This window comes from Kocuria sp. WRN011 (assembly GCF_002295155.1).
Classification (GTDB): Bacteria; Actinomycetota; Actinomycetes; order Actinomycetales; family Micrococcaceae; genus Kocuria; species Kocuria carniphila.
Map to the genome: position 1 here is coordinate 226,259 of NZ_NSGI01000004.1, position 18,682 is coordinate 244,940.

Annotated in this window: 19 protein-coding genes; 7 read left to right on the forward strand and 12 right to left on the reverse strand. The window is 62.9% G+C overall.

Annotation, left to right across the window (positions count from 1 at the left end; translation table 11 throughout):
• Window positions 1–2: 2 nt before the first annotated feature.
• The 7 genes from CKW39_RS07255 to CKW39_RS07280 form a co-directional block, all read right to left on the reverse strand.
• Entirely contained in the window at window positions 3–620 is a 618-nt protein-coding gene (locus CKW39_RS07255) for a hypothetical protein (protein WP_095797464.1), read from the reverse strand.
• Window positions 617–1,546 (reverse strand): PIG-L family deacetylase, encoded by a 930-nt coding sequence (locus CKW39_RS07260; protein WP_095797465.1) that lies wholly within the window; start codon window positions 1,544–1,546, stop codon window positions 617–619. The genes CKW39_RS07255 and CKW39_RS07260 overlap by 4 nt, the downstream gene beginning before the upstream one ends.
• 2 nt (window positions 1,547–1,548) lie before the next feature.
• Complete coding sequence (typA, locus tag CKW39_RS07265; protein WP_095797466.1) at window positions 1,549–3,456, reverse strand: translational GTPase TypA; 1,908 nt, start codon at window positions 3,454–3,456, stop codon at window positions 1,549–1,551.
• Between the two features lie 172 nt (window positions 3,457–3,628).
• Entirely contained in the window at window positions 3,629–5,653 is a 2,025-nt protein-coding gene (locus CKW39_RS15795; protein ID WP_254049322.1) for an alpha/beta fold hydrolase, read from the reverse strand.
• Between the two features lie 79 nt (window positions 5,654–5,732).
• A complete protein-coding gene (locus CKW39_RS15610; RefSeq protein ID WP_216823159.1) occupies window positions 5,733–6,710 on the reverse strand; it encodes a DUF2867 domain-containing protein in 978 nt (325 codons plus the stop codon).
• A 24-nt stretch (window positions 6,711–6,734) separates the two neighbouring features.
• Window positions 6,735–7,133: a DUF6463 family protein gene (locus CKW39_RS15940; protein ID WP_371514638.1), complete on the reverse strand. Its 399-nt coding sequence runs from the start codon at window positions 7,131–7,133 to the stop codon at window positions 6,735–6,737.
• Entirely contained in the window at window positions 7,130–7,687 is a 558-nt protein-coding gene (locus CKW39_RS07280; protein ID WP_095797467.1) for a TetR/AcrR family transcriptional regulator, read from the reverse strand. Before CKW39_RS07280 ends, CKW39_RS15940 begins: the two co-directional genes overlap by 4 nt.
• Before the next feature lie 129 nt (window positions 7,688–7,816).
• Here CKW39_RS07280 and CKW39_RS15615 point away from each other — a divergent pair, with 129 nt between their 5' ends.
• The 5 genes from CKW39_RS15615 to CKW39_RS07305 all read left to right on the forward strand — a co-directional run bounded on the left by CKW39_RS15615 (window position 7,817) and on the right by CKW39_RS07305 (window position 11,286).
• Window positions 7,817–8,956 (forward strand): DUF2867 domain-containing protein, encoded by a 1,140-nt coding sequence (locus CKW39_RS15615; protein WP_216823160.1) that lies wholly within the window; start codon window positions 7,817–7,819, stop codon window positions 8,954–8,956.
• Window positions 8,940–9,677 (forward strand): GNAT family N-acetyltransferase, encoded by a 738-nt coding sequence (locus CKW39_RS15945; protein ID WP_216823161.1) that lies wholly within the window; start codon window positions 8,940–8,942, stop codon window positions 9,675–9,677. The genes CKW39_RS15615 and CKW39_RS15945 overlap by 17 nt, the downstream gene beginning before the upstream one ends.
• Entirely contained in the window at window positions 9,674–10,060 is a 387-nt protein-coding gene (locus tag CKW39_RS15625; protein ID WP_216823162.1) for a hypothetical protein, read from the forward strand. The genes CKW39_RS15945 and CKW39_RS15625 overlap by 4 nt, the downstream gene beginning before the upstream one ends.
• 123 nt (window positions 10,061–10,183) lie before the next feature.
• Window positions 10,184–10,678, forward strand: a complete 495-nt coding sequence (locus CKW39_RS07300) for a DUF2087 domain-containing protein (protein ID WP_095797468.1) — start codon at window positions 10,184–10,186, stop codon at window positions 10,676–10,678.
• 326 nt (window positions 10,679–11,004) lie between these two features.
• Entirely contained in the window at window positions 11,005–11,286 is a 282-nt protein-coding gene (locus CKW39_RS07305; protein ID WP_095797469.1) for a DUF1540 domain-containing protein, read from the forward strand.
• Window positions 11,287–11,411: 125 nt separating this feature from the next.
• Here the strand turns inward: CKW39_RS07305 and CKW39_RS07310 are convergent, their stop codons facing one another.
• Window positions 11,412–12,263, reverse strand: a complete 852-nt coding sequence (locus tag CKW39_RS07310) for a hypothetical protein (protein ID WP_095797470.1) — start codon at window positions 12,261–12,263, stop codon at window positions 11,412–11,414.
• Window positions 12,264–12,646: 383 nt separating this feature from the next.
• Here CKW39_RS07310 and CKW39_RS07315 point away from each other — a divergent pair, with 383 nt between their 5' ends.
• Window positions 12,647–13,729, forward strand: a complete 1,083-nt coding sequence (locus tag CKW39_RS07315; RefSeq protein WP_254049323.1) for a CapA family protein — start codon at window positions 12,647–12,649, stop codon at window positions 13,727–13,729.
• Window positions 13,730–13,830: 101 nt separating this feature from the next.
• On the opposite strand, the gene gatB is transcribed toward CKW39_RS07315, so the two are convergent.
• Genes gatB through gatC form a run of 3 tightly spaced genes read right to left on the reverse strand, consistent with a single transcriptional unit; the run spans window position 13,831 to window position 17,236 of the window.
• Window positions 13,831–15,336 carry an Asp-tRNA(Asn)/Glu-tRNA(Gln) amidotransferase subunit GatB gene (gatB, locus tag CKW39_RS07320; RefSeq protein WP_095797472.1) on the reverse strand — a complete coding sequence of 502 codons (1,506 nt, stop codon included), beginning with the start codon at window positions 15,334–15,336 and terminating at the stop codon, window positions 13,831–13,833.
• Window positions 15,336–16,937 carry an Asp-tRNA(Asn)/Glu-tRNA(Gln) amidotransferase subunit GatA gene (gatA, locus tag CKW39_RS07325; protein ID WP_165189228.1) on the reverse strand — a complete coding sequence of 534 codons (1,602 nt, stop codon included), beginning with the start codon at window positions 16,935–16,937 and terminating at the stop codon, window positions 15,336–15,338. The genes gatB and gatA overlap by 1 nt, the downstream gene beginning before the upstream one ends.
• Before the next feature lie 2 nt (window positions 16,938–16,939).
• Entirely contained in the window at window positions 16,940–17,236 is a 297-nt protein-coding gene (gatC, locus tag CKW39_RS07330; protein WP_095797474.1) for an Asp-tRNA(Asn)/Glu-tRNA(Gln) amidotransferase subunit GatC, read from the reverse strand.
• Window positions 17,237–17,340: 104 nt separating this feature from the next.
• On the opposite strand from gatC, the gene CKW39_RS07335 reads away from it, so the two are divergent.
• Window positions 17,341–17,901, forward strand: a complete 561-nt coding sequence (locus CKW39_RS07335; protein ID WP_238663056.1) for a hypothetical protein — start codon at window positions 17,341–17,343, stop codon at window positions 17,899–17,901.
• 79 nt (window positions 17,902–17,980) lie between these two features.
• Here CKW39_RS07335 and CKW39_RS07340 read toward each other — a convergent pair whose 3' ends face one another.
• A complete protein-coding gene (locus CKW39_RS07340) occupies window positions 17,981–18,679 on the reverse strand; it encodes a maleylpyruvate isomerase family mycothiol-dependent enzyme (protein WP_095797475.1) in 699 nt (232 codons plus the stop codon).
• Between the last annotated feature and the right edge of the window lie 3 nt (window positions 18,680–18,682).

Consider the following 18,682-nt stretch of genomic DNA (forward strand, 5'->3'; position numbering starts at 1 on the left):
GGTCAGTCACGTGCTTGTCGGCGGAGTCTGACGATGTAGCGGCCCGTAACAATCACGGCGGCCATGACTGCCACGAAAATCACGGCGAACCATCCGTAACCCACCATGCCGATGGGCGCTTCCCACGAGGTGACCACCAGGGCTGAGCCGTTCTTGAGATAGGCGAACCCCCACGAGAGCACGTAGGTCAGCAGGCCGGGGACCGCAGCGGCCCACACCCGACGGGTCGCGGTACCGCACCACACGCTCGCGAACCACACGAGGGCTCCGGAGAACAACAGTCCCCACGGTAGCCACAAGGATTCGTTGACGTACCAGATGTTCGCGTGCATCACGGTGGCCACGGAGCCGATCAGCAGGCCGGTGATCACGGTGGTCAGCACGGCGGACAGGGTGGTCGGGCGCGCCGACGCCGCCCCGGTCGCGGTGGTCTCGTCCGTCTCCCCCGTTTCGTCGGCCGGGTTCGCAACCGCGGGATCCGCCGCGGCAGGCTTAGTGCCGTCTGCGGAGAGTCGAGTAGCGGAGTCGTATCCAGTGGAGATCTGGTCGCCGCGGTTCCCGTTCCCTGCGCTGTTCTGCCACGGGGCGGGATTCACGGGAGTCCGTTCGGCACGGCTCATGAGCGGTCTCCGCTGTCTAGGTCTCCGCTGTTCAGGTCCCCACTGAGCAAGCGATAGTGCTCGGTGGCCGTCAACCTCTGCGGAACGCCGTTGGACAGCTCGAACGTCTCGGATGCGTCTTCCGGTAGAACGATTTGAGTGGCGTGGGCCGCCATGGCCGCGCGTTTGGCGTCGAGGTCCCCGGAGATCACGGCCTGTTGCCTCTGGTCGGCGGGATCGACGTCGCCCTCGGTGCCCCAGACGAGTGGGACGTCCCAGGCTTCCGCGCCGTCGGCCGGTCTCTTGGCCTTGTCGATGCCGAGCATCGTGACGTGATGGGTGCGCACGTGGTCCGGGTGGCCGTAACCGCCGTCGTCGCAGTAGGTGACCACCACGTGCGGACGGACTTCTCGAATCGCCGCGGCCACGTGGGCGGCGGCTTCGTCCTCGGTGGCCGACGTGAGGGCTGCCGACGAGACGTCCTCAGCGGGCTGTGCCCTACCGTTGTCGCCCCAGCTCATCCCGGAATCCAGGTAACGGCCCAACCCGTTGGCGAAACCTACGGACTCATCAAAGGCGGGGGTCTCCCCCGCGAAAAAGCGATCGGAGAGACCGAGTGCCGCGGCGGCGTCGTCGAGCTCGCCCACGCGATACAGGCCCAGGGCCGTGCCGTCGGTGTCGGGGCAGCCGGGCTGGCCGACCTCGAGGTGGCCCAATGGCGCGGGAATGACCTCGCCGCGTTCACCGCGCGTCATGGTGAGCAGCACGTTGCTGGCACCGGTGCGCGCGTAGTGGGCGATCGAGCCACCGGTAGCGATCGACTCGTCGTCCGGGTGGGCGTGAACCCACAGGATCCGCGCGTCCCCCGGGGCACGGCCCGCGGGCAGCAGTGAATCCACTGCGCCCTTGGTGACCGTGCCCGCTTGGGGGTATTGCGGTGTGCTCATGATCAGACGCGAGCCCGCTGACGAGCAGCCTTCACGCGCTCGTTGGCGTCAAGGACGACCTTGCGGATGCGGATGGCCTCCGGGGTGACCTCGACGCACTCGTCCTCGCGAGCGAATTCGAGGCACTCCTCGAGCGTGAGCTTGCGCGGCGGAGTGAGGTGCTCGAAGCTGTCCGAGGTGGAAGAGCGCATGTTGGTGAGCTTCTTCTCCTTGGTGATGTTCACGTCCATGTCGTCCGCGCGAGAGTTCTCACCCACGATCATGCCCTCGTACACCTCAGAGGTGGGTTCCACGAAGAAGGAACCGCGCTCCTGCAGGTTGATCATGGCGAACGGGGTGACCACACCGGAACGGTCAGCAATGAGCGAGCCGTTGGTGCGGTACTCGATGTCGCCGGCCCACGGCTCGTATCCGTCCGCGTACGAGGAGGCGATGCCGGCGCCGCGGGTTTCGGTCAGGAACTTGGTACGGAAGCCGATCAAACCGCGCGAAGGAACCTTGAACTCCATGCGCACCCAACCGGTGCCGTGGTTGACCATGCCCTCCATGCGGCCCTTACGTGCCGCCATGAGCTGAGTGATGGCACCGAGGAACTCGTCCGGGGCGTCGATGGTCATGTGCTCGTAGGGCTCGTGCACCTTACCCTCGACGGTCTTGGTGACCACCTGCGGCTTACCGGCGGTAATTTCGAAGCCTTCGCGGCGCATCTGTTCCACGAGGATGGCCAGTGCCAGCTCGCCACGACCCTGAACTTCCCAGGCGTCCGGGCGCTGGGTGGGCAGAACCTTGAGCGAGACGTTACCGATGAGCTCCTTGTCCAGGCGATCCTTCACCTGACGGGCGGTCACCTTGGCGCCCTTGACGCGACCGGCCAGCGGGGAGGTGTTGATACCGATGGTCATGGAGATCGCGGGATCGTCCACGGTGATCAGCGGGAGCGGCTGCGGGTTCTCCGGGTCGGTCAGAGTCTCACCGATGGTGATGTCCTCGATACCGGCGACGGCCACGATCTCACCGGGACCGGCCTGCTCGGCGGGAACGCGATCGAGGCCCTTGGTGGCCAACAGCTCGGAGATGCGGACGTTCTTCAGCTGGCCGTCCTGGCGGGCCCACGCAACGGTCTGGCCCTTCTTCAGGGTGCCGTTGAAGATACGCAGCAGGGCCAGACGACCCAGGAACGGGGAGGCGTCCAGGTTGGTCACGTGGGCCTGCAGCACGCCGCCCTCTTCGTAAGAAGGTGCCGGGATGTGCTCGATGATGGTCTTGAACAGCGGCTCGAGGTCCTCGTTGTCGGGGAGCTCGCCGTTGCCGGGCTGGTCGGTGGACGCACGACCGGCCTTACCGGAGGCGTAGACCACGGGGACGTCCAGAACGGCGTCCAGGTCCATCTCCGGGTAGTCCTCGGAGATATCGGAAGCCAGGCCGAGCAGCAGGTCCATGGTCTCGGAGACCACTTCCTCAATGCGGGCGTCCGGGCGGTCCACCTTGTTGACCACGAGGATCACGGGCAACTTGGCCTCGAGGGCCTTACGCAGCACGAAACGGGTCTGGGGCAGGGGACCCTCGGAAGCATCGACCAGGAGCACCACGCCGTCCACCATGGACAGGCCGCGCTCCACCTCGCCACCGAAGTCAGCGTGGCCCGGGGTGTCGATCACGTTGATCGTGATGGTTTCGCCGTCGGCCGAGGGGCCGTCGTAGAACACCGTGGTGTTCTTCGCGAGGATGGTGATGCCCTTCTCCCGCTCCAGGTCGCCCGAGTCCATGACTCGTTCTTCGACCTCTCCGTGTGAGGAGAAAGCGTGCGTCTGCTGGAGCATGGCATCGACGATGGTGGTCTTGCCGTGGTCAACGTGGGCAACAATTGCCACGTTGCGCAGATCGGCGCGCTGGGCGGTGGTTTCAGACATACGCAAGTCTCTCTTCATGAATCGAGGTAGAGGGGAATCTCAGCGATTCTACTCTTCCTGAGTGAGCTGCTCGTCCACACGTGACCTATCACTCACTTTTGATGGGTTCCCGGAGGCAGTTCAACGAAAGTGGCCCGGGCCCATCACCCGAGCCACTCCGCATGGTTTTCCCTTAGCCCAACAATTCCGGCCTGTGCCACGGCTTGTCCTGAACGTGCTCGTCCACGAAGGCCAGGACGGTCTCGTACCAGGTACGCGCGTTCCCGGGCTTGAGGATCCAGTGATTCTCGTCCGGGAAGTACAAGAACTTGTGCCCTTCCACCGCGGTGTGCCGCTGCAGATCCGACCACAGCTGCAAACCCTGGGAAATAGGAACGCGATAGTCCTTGTCACCGTGGATCACCAGCATGGGGACTTGGATGTCACCCACGAACCGATGGGGTGAATATTGATCCGCTTGCGACGGCGCCATGGCTTCCTCCCACTCGGTGTTGTCGGTGGTCGAACCCATGGTGTTCAGGTCCCACAGCGACGCGTGGGTCACAATGCATTTGAATCGCGCCCCGGTGTGACCGGCCACCCAGTTGGCCATGTAGCCGCCGTAGGAACCGCCCAGTAGTGCCTGTCGGTCGGCGTCGATGTCCTGTCGTTGCGTCGCGGCCTCCACCAACGCCATGACATCTGTGAACGGCACACCGCCCAATTCTTGCTGACCACGGTCGATCATGTGCTGGCCGTAGCCGGTCGAGATGGCAGGGTCCGGAAGTAATACCGCGTAGCCGCGGGCCACGAACGGCCAGGGGTTCCACCGCCACAACCACGCGTTGTTGGATGCCCACGGACCGCCGTGCACGAATACCAGCAGGGGGAGTTCTTCGGCGGCGGGGGTGTCCGGTAGTGCGAGCCAGGCTCGGATCTCCGTGCCGTCTTCCGCAAGCGTGGTGACCTCTTCGAGCCGACCGGCCGGAACGTCGTCGGGAAGGATGCCCTCGACAGGCGCGGGATCAGCTGAGAATTCGTCGACGGGCCAGCGGACAAGTTCCTCGGGACGATCCACCCGCGATCGCAGGGCCCAGAGCCTGTCCTCTGCAACCTGAACAGAACCGTACGTCCACCCTTGGCCATCACCACCGGCAGATATTTCGACACTGGGTTCCTGCCCCGGGGCGCAGGTCACGCGCAACACAATCCCGCGGCCCCGGTAATCCGCACTGCACACCACGGTGTTGTCATCGATCCACCGGGGGCCTTCTCCCCAGTATTCGTCTCCGTGCAGGATTTCTTGCGCATCACCCGAGTCGAAGTCGTACGCCCACAGTGACACCGAGAGGTTTTGCGTACTCCTCCACAGCTGTTCCTTGAGCAGAATGACCCGGCTTCCATCGGGGCTGACCGGGCCCGTTTCCCACCAGATGTTCGAGTCAGCGGCGCGGATAAGCTGGGGTTCGCCGGAACCATCCTCCGCTGCCGGGATGCGCCAGACCTCCGATCGCTCCCAGCCGCCGTCGATCCAGGCGTTCACGGTGACCACCACAAAGCTTCCATCGGGTGAAGGCTCATAGCCAAGCAGACGGCCTTCCGGAAGCCGAACAGGTCGCATGCTGTCCTGGACCGCAGCGCCGCCGATCGCTTCCGACGCGTTCACGAACCACAAGGTCGGTTCATCCGGTCCCAGGTCGTGATCCCAGTCTCGAGTGGGCGCTTTCTCGTACAGGATCGCACTCACCCCCGAATCCTCACGGAGCTTGTCCAACCGCTCGTTCTCCGCCTTCATGTCTTTCGCATGGCGGGCAGACGGGAGCGTACCGCTCACGAAGAACAAGCGTTCGCCACCCAGCTTGAGGTCTTCGACGTCGCCGGGCCGTTCCAGAATCATCCGCGCCTCACCGTGCGGCGGCAGCAACCATAGTCGCGTGCGTTCTTTGTCGTCATCCCCGTACGGCCGACCCGAAGTGAAGAACACATTGCCATCGGGCGCCGGACACACTTCCGAGACCCCGTGCTGATCGTGGGTCAGTTGCCTACCGACCGCACGATCATCAATGTGTTCTACGGACCACGCCTGGGCCACGTATTTCTTGCCGTCAGCGGAGAGTTCTTTACGCAGGGCAATCACACCTCCGGAGGGATGGGTACTGAATCCGGAGAGTCGAGGTGAGGCGACCAGATGCTCGGGGGTGTCAAAGCGAAATGTCATGTGAGTCACACTAGCGCCAATCATTCAGCGCAATGATGACTCTCATTTTCCCGATCCCGGTCCTTTCGTTGCGGTCGTCTCAGCCGGTGCCCCGGGAGGATTCAGTTTGACGCTGGATGTCCTTGAGCAAATGCCTCACGGATCGAGCATAGAAACCGGTCCGCACCACGAGCAAGCGATACAAGCGACCGCCCCCGCCCGGAAAATTGGCATGGGTTCTTGCCCGAAGACGCGTCTGTCCGCTATTTGCCTGCTCCATGTGGAACGACAGGGCATACACGGAAAACCGGTGCCTCCCTGTGAGCTCAAGTTCCGCTCCGGGCCTCGCACTGGCGACTCGGAACCCGACGAGTGTCGAATCAATAGCAAGGGGCCTCGGTCCAGATGGAGATCGTTCTGCACAACCTGCAACCCGGGCATAGGTTGTTGCGACTGATCCTGAGAACGTCTGGTCAAGCGCGGCACTCAGGTTCAACCAGACGTTGTTCGCAGGTGCATTGATCACCACGGCATGTTCGTCCACGAAAGCCAGACCGGAAACGCGAGACCCACGGTCAACCTGGGTCGAGCCCGCCGCCGAGTCAAGCTCCTGATCCGGACGAAGAGTCGTCGCGGCGGTGATGAGCGACTTTGCCGCTCGGCGATGCACCGGACCGATGATCGTCCAGGCAATTCGGCCCAGAAGTGGTCGCCTGAAGTGGAGGACGGTCGTTAGCCGCCGCTGCGAAGGCACAGTTCGTCGACCCACCATAGTGATGTGCATCAGTGGAATGGCCGCTTCGAGGTGGATCACTTCCGCGCTGGATTCGATGATCCGGAAAGGTCCCAGCTGGCCAACCTCAGTTGGTGATTCACCAAGCCCAAGAACACCAATGAGCCGCGTCACCACACCCGAGGTCGTTGCCAACCCTTCATGCAGCCACTCCCGTGGAGCGCTCATATCCGGATGGGGAACACTAACTTCAAAGGCATCGGCGTAGTCGAAGGGGCGGCCATCTGTAGCGATCGGTTCGGTTGCCCGTACCCGGCGCACTTGATCGGCCATGAGGTTTTTCATCACGTGTCCTTTGTTCGCGATCAATCATTGTGAAGCGCGACGTCGGGCCGTGTGTGCAAGCCAGGCAATCGGCAAGAACAGCCAGAAACCAGAGGCGGGCGAGAGCGTAATGCCCCAGAGACCGGTCAACCCCAGAATGGCTGCGGTGCTACGCGGTGGGCGGCCATGAGCCCTTTCTCGCTCCCTGACCGTAGCTCCCAGGCCGATCAGCAGTAGGCCAGACGTGAAGTACCAGAAACCGACTCCACGACGTTCAGCCAGTGCAGGGTCTGCATCGACCGAAGAAACGACCCCGGCTTTGATGATGCTGCGCACAGAGGCAGGGTAGAACATCCCTGTCGTGGCGATATGAACCGACCCCAGCACCATGGTCCATACCCCCGCACTGCGCAGCGGCGAAAGGCGTTTCGGACAATTGGTCATTGTGATGCACCTGCTAACAAATTCTCGATCAGAGGCTGGAAAACTTCACGCAACTCCGATGGGCTACTCGGTGGACTCATGAGATTGGCGCCGATCACCAACAGGGCTAGGTGTCGCGCGCCCCGTTCGGATTCTGTTTGGTCGTATCCAAGACCGCGCAACAGGTCAGTGAGGTAGGCCAACCTGCGCGCGTCGATGCGCGCCAAGATTGTGGCGGCATCAGCGTCTTGCGTCGCCCAGGCACGCACATTTCTTTCGATAATCGCCTCGCGGGGAGAGAGACTGTCGACCACATCATCCGACAACACTTGTAATTGACTCGCTGGGCCTTGACTTGCGATAGATTCCGCGTGGTCAATCAACCGCGAGGTCCACCTCAGTTCGAACTCCTCCAACAAGGCCACTCGGTATCCGGGCATGTCTACGAAGTGGTGGTAGAAGGAACCCCGCGTGGCGCCGACAGCAGAGCACAACGCTTCGATCCTCAGCCCCGGAAGACCCTGACCGCCCAGAATGTCCAGTCCGGCTTCCAACCAGTCCTGTCGAGATTTCATGTGACGCACCCTTCATCCTCGTGCTCAGATCCGGCTGATTCGGAATAGCTGGAGTATGGTTCCATACCATACGGTATGGTATTCTGTTGCGCAAGAGGCGTTCCCCGCACCGGGAAAGATGTGAGACCGATGAAACTCTCCAAATCCGGCCACTCCGTTCGTCCTTGGCGGATCCATGAAATAGCGCCTGACTTCCGTGTAGAAGACGTGTGGTCCTACCGGACACCGGGAGCTGGGCCGGATGATTTCCCCGCCATGTTGGAAGCGTTGCAAAACGAGAGCGACCGCAATGTCGACCCCCGGGTAGTTCGGCTGCTGTTCGCCGTGCGCTGGAAGTTGGGGGGTCTCTTTGGTTGGGACAACCCCGAGCAGGGGGTCGGGCGGCGCGTGGATTCATTGCGCGACCGGCTTCCCCCTGACCTGCGCCAGGACCCTATCGATTCCCCCTGGCCCGACACCCCATTCACCATGGTGTACGAGACGAGTAACGAGTGCGTTCTCGAAATGGCCAATCGAACCGTCCACCACCTCTGTCATTTGGGTTGGGTGCAGGCTGGCTCAGGTGACTACGAATTGCGGATGGCCGCACTGGTGAAACCGCACGGCCTGCTGGGGCGGGTCTACATGGCCGCAATCAAACCCTTCAGGTACGCCGTCATATATCCTGCGCTGACCCGGAAATGGGAACGCGCATGGCTGCTCCGAGATCAGCACACCAGTTCCACTAAGAGTTCTTCGGTCGGCCATCAGATCAGAGGTGGAATCACTGCCAGCTCAGTCTTAACCCGCCCTACTTCACGCGCCGATAAGAAGCGCCCAATGGGCGCGCCACACACTTCGAGAAACCGGTTGGTCACCTGGGGCGGCCGTCTGATTGTGCTGTACGGTACCGCTCATACGGTGGGCGCGCTCACCGCCGAGGGTGCCGCGCGTCACGCCGGAACATGGTTCAGTGGTCAACTGTGGAATGAAGAACTCGCCAGCATGAGCCCAGCGATGAGTGCCTACTGGCTGTCCATCAACAGTTTTGGGCCCCCAATGGTGCTCCTCGGCCTTACCGTGTTGTGGTTGAACCGCCGTGGTATCCCACCTCCACGATTCATCCCCTGGGCCCTCGGAGCCTGGGTTGTGGTCGGGACCGTGGTTGCGGGCCCTGGCGTGGGCCAAGACCTCCTCTTGCTGGCTGGTTCCGGCCTGATCCTGGCCGGAACACGTCGAGCACCGGCCTCGGTTGAGCTACCCGAAGGTCCTCATGCTTCCCGAACTTGAACTGGTACCAGTTGACGAATCCGTCCTGGAAGAGCTGGTGGCTGTTGCCGTTGCGGACACCGATCCTAATGATGTGACCCCGCCACTCGAACCGGGTTGGGGAGAGGCACGTGTCACTTGGCTCCGTGATTTCCATCGGAGGAACCGACCGGGTCTGGTGAATGGTCACCAACTCACGGAGGCCGTGCGTGTCAACGGACGTGTAAGCGGTGCGATCCGACTGGAGTCGCTGTCTCCCGTAGAAGTGGAGTGTGGCATCTGGCTCGCGAGATCCGCCCGTGGCCGCGACCTGAGCCATGGCGTCTTCTCGCTCATTATCGAGCGAGCGATCGGCACGGGCGCGCAAAGAATCATCGCTCACACCACAGCGGGAAACGAACCCGCGATCGCGGCGCTCCGACGCGCCGGAGCAGTCCTCACCAGCGGTCCGGAGCCGACGGTGACCGCCGTCATCGAATTGATTCGCGACGTCCCGAGTGAACACTCCGCTGACGAAGGTGCGGACACGCAGCCCCAGACAGCCTCAACCGGACGGCACCGTTCCGTTGTGTTACCCGCGGGCACCATCAACTACGTGGACACCGGTGGCCCTGGCCCGGTAATGGTCCTGACGCACGGGTTCCCCATGGATCACCTGCAATGGCGCAAAGTGGTGCCGCTCCTCGGGGTGTTCGCTGCATCATGCCGACTCTCCCACTGGGTGCCCACAAAAACGCTATGAACCTTGACGCCGATCTTTCGCAATTGGGGCAGGCGAATATCCTTGCCGATTCCCTCGAGGCCCTTGAGCTGCAAGATGTCACATTGGTGATGAACGACTGGGGTGGCCCTCAATTCGTCGTCGCGCTCGGACGCGACGAGCGGATCTCACGCATGGCATTTGTCGCCTGTGAAGCCTTTGACAACTTCCCGCCGCCGCAGGCCCGGCCCGCAGTTTTGCTAACACGAGCCCCGGGCGGGGCATGGCTACTCATGCAGTTGTTGCGGACCCCCCTCTTCCGCCATCACCGACGCGCATGGGGGGCCGTATCTCACACTCGAATCCCCGACCGTGTATTGGACGAGTGGTTCACTCCGACCTCCTACCCCGGGGTCGACTGGTGACGATTTCCGACAGCGGAACTCTTATCCCGGAGGACCAGCCCACCGCTCTCGCGGCAGTGCTGCTTGGTTTCATCCGAGAAACAGCAGCTAGACCCTGAGGACTGGACAACTGGAGACCGTCGCGTGTTGATCGGATCAACGTGCGACTACGACTCCATGGACACCCGTCAAATCTTCGCAGCCCTGGCGAATCCGGACACCCGTGCCATGTACGCCCGGGTCGTTCTCGATCAAATTCCCGGGACATCCACCGCTAAGCAATCGCGGGCACTCCAGAACCTGCAACGGGTGGGTTTGATCGACGACGCCGACGGCGCGTGGTCCCCCACCGAGGCGTTCCGTGAACTTCTCGCCGAGGGTGCCAGCGGCACCCCGAAGGGTTACGAGCGGTTCCTCGAACATGGCCGAGTGGCCCGCTGGCCGTCCAAGGCCGCCGACAAAGACGGGCTGATCCGCTGGATCATGGATCAATGTTTGGCAACTGACGAGCGCGTCGAAGAGCGAGAGCTCAATGACCGGATTGAGAGGTTCAGCGATGATCCGGCCCTGATTCGCCGGCACTGCGTGGACACCGGGTACATCACGCGAGCCCCGGACGGCAGCGAGTACCGCAGGTAGAAACCGGGCTCACTCGCGTTAGTAGTTATTAATTTCAATTGGTGTCATGTGTGATTAATGTGCATTTCACGCGGATGCCCTGAATCGCACTAGCTAATGCATGGGTGATTTATCGGCTACCCAATTACGAAACACTCTTCACGGACCGCAGACCCCCGAGATGCCCGTCACAGCAAGGCAAGGCTCCCCTTGGTAGGCAATTAGAAAACATGGGACTTCGCTAATTTAATTAAGTCAGAGTGGTTTGACCTAAGGTTCAACTTACTTGTAAGGCGGAATTTTCGCTCGTATCTTTATAAATACGAACCGCCTGAGAGGAACAGATCATGGCTACTTTGACCGCCGTCTCCGCTTGCGCCGCCACCGCGTGCGCATACAACGAAAACGGCTGCTCCGCGCCCGCCATCACCGTGGGCGGCAGCGGCTCCACCGCATCCTGCACCACTTTCATTTCCCTGGACGCTCGCGGAGGCTTGCCCACCGCCAACGGCCAGGTTGGCGCGTGCCAGCGCCTCGAGTGCAAGCACAACACCGACCTGCTGTGCACCGCGTCCTCCATCGAGATGACCGGCGACACCGCTAACTGCGCGTCCTACGAAGCCGAGTAATCACTCGCTTCCGGACACAACCGTGCCCGTGCGTTCTTCATGAACGCACGGGCACGGTTTTTAGGTTCTGACGAGCCAGCTTGCCTGGGCGATTACTCCCCAGATTGAGGGTGACTCCGGGTCGATTATTCGGCGGCGCCCACCCGAGCCCCGAACAGGGACTCCACTCGGGCCAAGAGACCACCACACTCCACCACGGACTCGCGGTCGAAGGGCACGAAGAACACATGAGTGCGCTCGGCGCCGTTGCGCATGACCGTCAATCCTGTCACATCGACATCCACCACGAACTCAAGGTTCTTGGTGTGGGAGCAACCTCCGACAGAGGGCTTCTCACTCAAGACGCGCGCCTCGACCCAGCCGTTGCTGATTGCATCGCACAGCGAGGCAAGATCAACGGAATCCAGGTTGGACGCAACATCCAGACCAACGGTCTCGATGTCACCCAAGCCGGCCAGAGCGACGTCGTCATGCCGCTCGACCAGGTGCGCGAACGGAATGGCCGTGGCACCCACGCCGTCGTGCAGCAGAACGCGCGAGACCCGGACAATGCCGAGCATGCCGAAGGGAGACTGAGCCACAGCCTTGACCATCTCCGGAACTTCTTCATACTCGAGGACATCAGTGGCTCGCTCGGGATCCAACCATTCCAACTGACCGAGCATGTGTGCGCTGGCCGTGAGGATTTTTACGCGGGGTTCGGGTGAGAGCTTGGTGATGTCCATCCGGACATCCATGCGAGTGCCGGGATTGAGAAGGACCGCATCATCGGAGCCGGAGAACACGGTGGTCGCCACCATGAGGTCCCCGCTGGCGGTCATGCCGTGAGCCAGAGAGTCAAGCGTGGGCTGGCCTTCGAGCGCGTAGGCGACCAGTGCCGCACGTCCCGCCCCCGCAAGCATCCGATGTGCCAGGGACACTGCTCGATCATGGGTGCTCAAACCTTGAGACTGGCCACCAATCGTCTGCTCGACCATGGCTTCCTCGCTCTCTGTGTGACTTCCGAAACTTAGGAAAGCCTAACCTTTGGCTTGCTTCGTGTGAAGAGCATCTCATGAATTAAGTCAGGATTTAATGACTTAAATCTGGCCGATTGAGTCCGAACACGTTCTCAATGTGATCCGCCTCATGTTTTGACTGTGAAATCATCGAACCCATGGGCTTGCCGAACTCTCACCGCCACCGGATTCTGACCGTAGCTGCCGCGGCCGTGCTCACGGTAGGGAGCCTCGCTGGATGTGCAGATAACCCCGAACCTTCTGGTCCCACACCGGCGCCCTCTGAATCCGCTGAGGGTGCGGCAGCCTCCCCCGTGCTCTCCCCCGCTGCAGCCAGGCCTGAGTGCCCCAAGGACAGTTGCATGACCATGGCCGTGACCGGAGATCTGCTGCTTCACGAGGGTTTGTGGAGCAACTTTGCCACAGACCCAGCCGCCCATGACGGTCAGAATTTCGATTTCGAACCACTGCTCGCCGGGCAACGCCCCTACCTGGAGAACTCGGACATCGGAGTCTGCCATGCCGAGACTCCCGTGGCGGAGAAAGGCGGGCCGTACGCGGATTATCCGGACTTCCAGGTACCGCCCGAGATCCTCACCGCGGTGAAGTCGGTGGGGTATGACGCGTGCACCACCGCGAGTAATCACACACTGGATCATGGCACTGAAGGGATCAACCGCACATTGGCCACCCTGGACGAAGCTGGTCTGCAGCACACCGGCTCCTACGATTCCCAGGCTGCCTCCGAAGAACCCCTTCGCATTCACACCGAAGCTGGCACCGTGGCCATCGTGACGGGCACCAACAGCGTCAATAAGAAAGAAGCCGAACACGAGTGGCAGGTTGACCGCTTCCGGGACGGCAAAGACCCCACCGTCGATCCGGAGGTTGCCCAGGCGGACATCGACCGCGCCGTGAGTCAGGCCGAAAAGGCCCGCGAGCTAGGTGCAGATGTCGTAGTGGCCGCCATCCATTCCGCCGAAGAATACACGGACACGGCCGACGACTTCCAGGTCCGGACCGGCCATGCGCTGGCGGACTCCGGCGCATTCGACGCCATCTACGGGCACGGCTCGCACAGTGTGCAGCCCATTGAGAACCACAACGGCACGTGGATCGTGTACGGCGTGGGCAACACCGTCACCGAGACCGCACCCATGATGCCCGTCAACAATGATGGGTTGATCGCGCGGTTCCAGTTCGCCAAGGCGGCGGACGGCAGCTGGGATGTCAGTGACCTGTCCTGGGCGCCCAGCTCGAACACCCAGGGTGGTCAGTACGCGTGGTGCTCGGCGGCGTCGGACTCGCCGAACGGAATCTGCCGCTCGCAAGCACAAGACACGCAGAACCGCGAGCGCATCGCGCAGATCGTCAACACCCCCTCGGCAATCGACAACGGCCTGCGCGAGTGGCTCGTCAGCGAGGACGTCCCCGCGGAGAATTAGGACTCAGACGTGAAGTGAGGGTCGTGCAGATTCCTGACTCGGAATCTGCACGACCCTCACTTGAGATTCGCCCGGCGTAACCACACCGGCGGCAGCGGAAGCTAGCCCTGCACGCCCAGCTTCTCCAGGATGATCTGGCGGACGCGGCCGGCGTCTGCCTGGCCGCGGGTGGCCTTCATGACCGGACCGATGAGCGCACCAACGGCCTGAACCTTGCCGCCCTTGATCTTCTCGACCACGTCCGGCATTTGGGCCATGGCGTCGTCGACGGCAGCCGTGAGAGCACCGTCGTCAGAGACGACCGCAAGACCCCGGGCTTCGACGATCTCGGACGGGGAACCCTCGCCCTCGACCACGAAACCAATGACCTTCTTGGCCAGCTTGTCGTTGATCTTGCCTTCGTCGATCAGAGCGTTGACCTCGACCACGTGGGCCGGGGTCACGGGCAGATCAACGATCTCGACCTCGGCCTGCTTGGCCAGACGGGCGATCTCGCCCATCCACCACTTACGAGCCACGGCCGGAGAAGCGCCTGTCGCGATGGTCTGCTCGATCTCGTCCATGACGCCGGCGTTGACGACGTCCCGGAACTCTTCGTCCGAGTAACCCCACTCGGCCTTGAGACGCTTACGGCGCTGGGCCGGCGGCTCGGGCAGCTGAGCCCGCAGTTCCTCGATCCAGGCCTCCGTGGTGACCACGGGAACCAGGTCCGGCTCGGGGAAGTAGCGGTAGTCGTCGGCGTCCGACTTGGGGCGACCGGACGTGGTGGACCGGGTGTCCTCGTGCCAGTGACGGGTTTCCTGAACGATCTTCTCGCCCGCAGACAGCACGGCGGCGTGGCGCTGGATCTCGAAACGCACGGCGCGTTCGACGGCGCGCAGCGAGTTCACGTTCTTGGTCTCCGAGCGCGTGCCGAACTCTGTGGTGCCCTTGGGCATCAGGGAGACGTTGGCGTCGCAACGCACGTTGCCGCGCTCCATGCGGGCGTCGGAGATGCCCAGGTTCTTCACGATCTCGCGAATGGCCGCGACGTACACACGAGCCAGCTCGGGAGCACGCGAACCGGCGCCCACGATGGGCTTGGTCACGATCTCGATGAGCGGCACGCCGGAACGGTTGTAGTCCACCAACGAGTACGCAGCACCCTGAATGCGGCCGGTCGCGCCACCCACGTGGGTGAGCTTGCCGGCGTCCTCCTCCATGTGCGCCCGCTCGATCTCGATGGTGAACGGCGTGCCGTCCTCGAGCTCGAGTTCCAGCTGACCGTCAAAGGCGATCGGCTCGTCGTACTGCGAGGTCTGGAAGTTCTTGGGCGTATCCGGGTAGAAGTAGTTCTTCCGGGCGAAGTGACACTTCTCCGCGATGGAGCAGTTCAGCGCCAGACCCAGCTTGATCGCGGATTCCACGGCCTTGCCGTTGACCACGGGCAGCACACCGGGCAGCCCCAGGGACACCGGGGTGATGTTGGTGTTGGGCTCATCGCCAAAGGTGTTGGGGGCGGCGTCGAACATCTTGGTGTTGGTGTTCAACTCCACGTGCACCTCGAAACCCAGCACGGGATCGAAGCGCTCCATGGCCTCTTCGAAGGACAGGACGTCCTCGCTCATTATTTGCCTCCCAGCGCGGCACCGGCCGCAAAGTCACGAACGGTAGTGGCGACGTCGCCGCGAGACGACCACACGGGACCGCCCCACTTCTCGTTGAGCAGCCGCTCCAGGCCCGCGCCGGCGCGGTAGACGCGCGCGTCCTCGCGAGCCGGAGCCATGAACTGGATGCCCACGGGCAGGCCGTCCTCCGGAGCCAATCCGCCCGGAAGCGAGATGGCCGGAATACCCGCCAGGTTGGTGGGGATGGTGGCGATGTCGTTGAGATACATCTGCATGGGGTCCGCGGACTCGTCCACGCCGCCGATCTTGAAGGCGGTGGTGGGAGCGGTGGGCGAAATCAGCACGTCCACCTTCTCGAATGCCGCGTTGAAGTCGCGCTGCACCAGGGTGCGCACCTGCTGGGCCGAACCGTAGTAGGCATCGTAGTAGCCGGCGGACAAGGCGTAGGTACCCAGGATGATGCGGCGCTTGACCTCGTCACCGAAACCGGCCGCACGGGAAGCACCCATGACGCGCTCGATCGTGGGGTTACCCTCCGGGACCACGCGCAGCCCGAACCGAACGCCGTCGTACTTGGCGAGGTTGGATGAGACCTCGGAGGACATGATCAGGTAGTAGGCACCCAACGCGTACTCGAAGTTGGGGGTCTCGACCTCCACGACCTCGGCACCGGCGGACTGCAACAGCTCTACCGCCTCGTTGAAGCGCTGCTGCACGCCGGTCTGGAATCCGTCGCCGGTGAGCTGCTTGACCACGCCCACGCGCAGGCCCTTGAGCCCACCGTCCTCGGCGCCCTGACGGGCGGCCGCGGCGAACGAACCCACGGGGTCGTTCAGGGAGGTGGAGTCCTGCGGATCGTGACCCGCAACGACCTCGTGCAACAGGGCCGAGTCCAGCACGGTACGCGAGCACGGGCCCACCTGATCCAGCGAGGATGCCATGGCGATCACACCGTAACGGGAAACCGAACCGTAGGTGGGCTTGACGCCCACGGTGCCGGTGACCGCAGCGGGCTGGCGGATGGAACCGCCGGTGTCCGTGCCGAGGGCCAGGGGCGCCTGGAACGCGGAGACCGCAGCGGCGGAACCGCCACCGGAACCACCCGGGATGCGGTTGAGATCCCACGGGTTACGCGTGGGGCCGTACGCAGAGTGCTCCGTAGATGAGCCCATGGCGAACTCGTCCAGGTTGGTCTTGCCCAGAATGGGCATCTTGGCGGCGCGCAGCTTTTTGGTCACGGTGCCGTCATACGGGCTCATCCAGCCCTCGAGCATCCGGGATGCCGCGGTGGTGGGCTGACCCTTGGTGACGATCAGGTCCTTGACCGCGATCGGCACGCCGGCCAGCTCGTGCAGCTGCTCACCGTTGGCGCGGGCCTGGTCGACGTCCTGCGCAACCTGCAGTGCTTCCTCGCGGTTGCGGTGCAGGAAAGCGTTGAGACCGTCGGTGCCCTTGTGGGGGTCGGCCGAGTCCACAGCCTGGCCCTCGGTGGCGTCGATCTGCTCGAAGTGAGCGTTGACCGCGTCAACGGACGAGACGTCCCCGGAGGCCAGCTTGGCCGCAAGATCGGCGGCGGACAGTTCTACGATGCGTTCGCTCATGCTCACTCCCCATCCAGAATTGCGGGCACGCGGAACTTGCCGTCCTGGCTGTCCGGTGCGTTGGAGAGGGCCTCTTCCTGGGTGAGGGTCTCCCCCACCACGTCCTCACGGAAAACGTTCTGCAACGGCAGCGGGTGGCTGGTTGCAGGAACGTCAGGTCCGGCGGCTTGGCTGACCGAGGCCACGGACGAGACGATGAGGTCGAGTTCGCCCGCAACGCGCGCGAGCTCTTCCTCGGTCATCTCGATGTGCGCGAGCTCGGCCAGGTGGGCCACCTGCTCGCGATTAATCGCAGACATGCATGCTCCTGGTATTCGCTAGTGATTCCGATCCAGTCTAGCGAGCGCCTAGGCTTGACTCAGAACGCTCGACTTTCACCTATCTCACTAAGGGGTCCCCACTCGTGGCTCAGTCCTCCGCCCGCCCGCCCAAACGTCACTCCGGTGGCCCCTCCAAGAAGCCTCGCCTGTCCCGGTCGGAAGCCGCCAAGGCCCAGGTGGACCACGACAACGCATGGCGTCAGTGGGTTTCCGACAGCGCCGTTGAGGCCGTGGACACTGCGCTGACTCACGTTCAGACGGTCGTGGAGGATCAGGTGCTGCAGTTCGGCGCCTTCCCCGTGTTCGTGGTGACCGGGGCCAAGGACGGCGAGTTCGAGTTGAACTCCCTGGATCCGGCCGAGACCGCAGAGCGGCACCCTGATGACGTTCTGGAAGAACTGCGCGCCATGACCTCCGCCAAGGCCTCTAATCTGCTGGTGGCCGCGCTGGCCTACCCCGCGACCCTGCCCGACCGCTCCGGTGCCCGAGCCGTGATCGTCGAGGTGGAACACCGCGAGCGCTTGAGCCTGGAAGTGGTCCAGGAGTACAAGGTCGTGGAATCCAAGGGCAAGACGTTCGTGAACTTCGGTGATCCGCACACCGATCGCCGCTGGGATCCGTGGCTGTTCGACGTGCGCGACTGAGGTAGCACCCCACGAAAAACCGCCGCCGTGCAACAGTGCACGGCGGCGGTTTTCTGTGAGTCAACAGTGACTCAAAGGCTTACCACTTGGGCAGCTCGGGCAGTTCGCCCTGAGACTCGATGTGCTCGTCGTCGCCGCGAGCCAACCAGGCCAGCATGCCTTCGCGGTCAGAGGTGATCTCCTGGCCGCCGTCACCGATGACCCATTCGTCGCGCTCCTCGGTGCGCAGGGTCATGCCCGGTGCGTTCTTGGCGCGCATGGTGCGAACAGCGGCCTCCACGGCGTTGAGCAGCGAATCCGGGTCCGCTTCCTCGATGGTCCAGGTGGTGTCCAGGTCGTGGTGGTGCACAACGACCTCCGCCACGCGAACGGCTGGGATGGATGTGGCAGGAACGGGCTTGCCGTGCAGGTCCAGTTCCTCGGTCTTGATCTCACCCTTGAGGCGTTCGCACTGCTCTTCGAAGTAGTCCGCGCTGTCACGAACTTTTTGGATGAGCTCTTCCTTGGGAAGAGCTGCCAGTTCGTCGATCTCCTGCTCACGAGCTTCCGGAGACGCGTAGAGCTCGGCGGGTTCGCCGGTCACGGCCCAGTCGATGAGCTTGACCAGCGCGTTACCGTTCGACGCAATGTGAGCGATCACATGCGCACGATCCCAGCCCTCGCACAGGGTGGGTTCGGTCATCTCGCGGTCGGCCAGGGACTCAATGGTCGCCAGGAACATGTCGGTTTCACGACGCAAGCGGGAAAGGTCTGAGGTCAGGCGTGCGGGATTAATCATGTC

Coding starts and splice junctions, on each gene's coding strand:
- CKW39_RS15940 (WP_371514638.1), bottom strand. CDS start 7,133: ATGACCAATTGTCCGAAACGCCTTTCGCCGCTGCGCAGTGCGGGGGTA.
- CKW39_RS15945 (WP_216823161.1), top strand. CDS start 8,940: ATGCTTCCCGAACTTGAACTGGTACCAGTTGACGAATCCGTCCTGGAA.
- gatC (WP_095797474.1), bottom strand. CDS start 17,236: ATGTCTGCGATTAATCGCGAGCAGGTGGCCCACCTGGCCGAGCTCGCG.
- CKW39_RS15625 (WP_216823162.1), top strand. CDS start 9,674: ATGAACCTTGACGCCGATCTTTCGCAATTGGGGCAGGCGAATATCCTT.
- CKW39_RS07260 (WP_095797465.1), bottom strand. CDS start 1,546: ATGAGCACACCGCAATACCCCCAAGCGGGCACGGTCACCAAGGGCGCA.
- CKW39_RS15795 (WP_254049322.1), bottom strand. CDS start 5,653: ATGACATTTCGCTTTGACACCCCCGAGCATCTGGTCGCCTCACCTCGA.
- CKW39_RS07305 (WP_095797469.1), top strand. CDS start 11,005: ATGGCTACTTTGACCGCCGTCTCCGCTTGCGCCGCCACCGCGTGCGCA.
- gatB (WP_095797472.1), bottom strand. CDS start 15,336: ATGAGCGAGGACGTCCTGTCCTTCGAAGAGGCCATGGAGCGCTTCGAT.
- CKW39_RS15610 (WP_216823159.1), bottom strand. CDS start 6,710: ATGAAAAACCTCATGGCCGATCAAGTGCGCCGGGTACGGGCAACCGAA.
- CKW39_RS15615 (WP_216823160.1), top strand. CDS start 7,817: ATGAAACTCTCCAAATCCGGCCACTCCGTTCGTCCTTGGCGGATCCAT.
- CKW39_RS07310 (WP_095797470.1), bottom strand. CDS start 12,263: ATGGTCGAGCAGACGATTGGTGGCCAGTCTCAAGGTTTGAGCACCCAT.
- CKW39_RS07255 (WP_095797464.1), bottom strand. CDS start 620: ATGAGCCGTGCCGAACGGACTCCCGTGAATCCCGCCCCGTGGCAGAAC.
- gatA (WP_165189228.1), bottom strand. CDS start 16,937: ATGAGCGAACGCATCGTAGAACTGTCCGCCGCCGATCTTGCGGCCAAG.
- typA (WP_095797466.1), bottom strand. CDS start 3,456: ATGTCTGAAACCACCGCCCAGCGCGCCGATCTGCGCAACGTGGCAATT.
- CKW39_RS07315 (WP_254049323.1), top strand. CDS start 12,647: ATGACCATGGCCGTGACCGGAGATCTGCTGCTTCACGAGGGTTTGTGG.
- CKW39_RS07280 (WP_095797467.1), bottom strand. CDS start 7,687: ATGAAATCTCGACAGGACTGGTTGGAAGCCGGACTGGACATTCTGGGC.
- CKW39_RS07340 (WP_095797475.1), bottom strand. CDS start 18,679: ATGATTAATCCCGCACGCCTGACCTCAGACCTTTCCCGCTTGCGTCGT.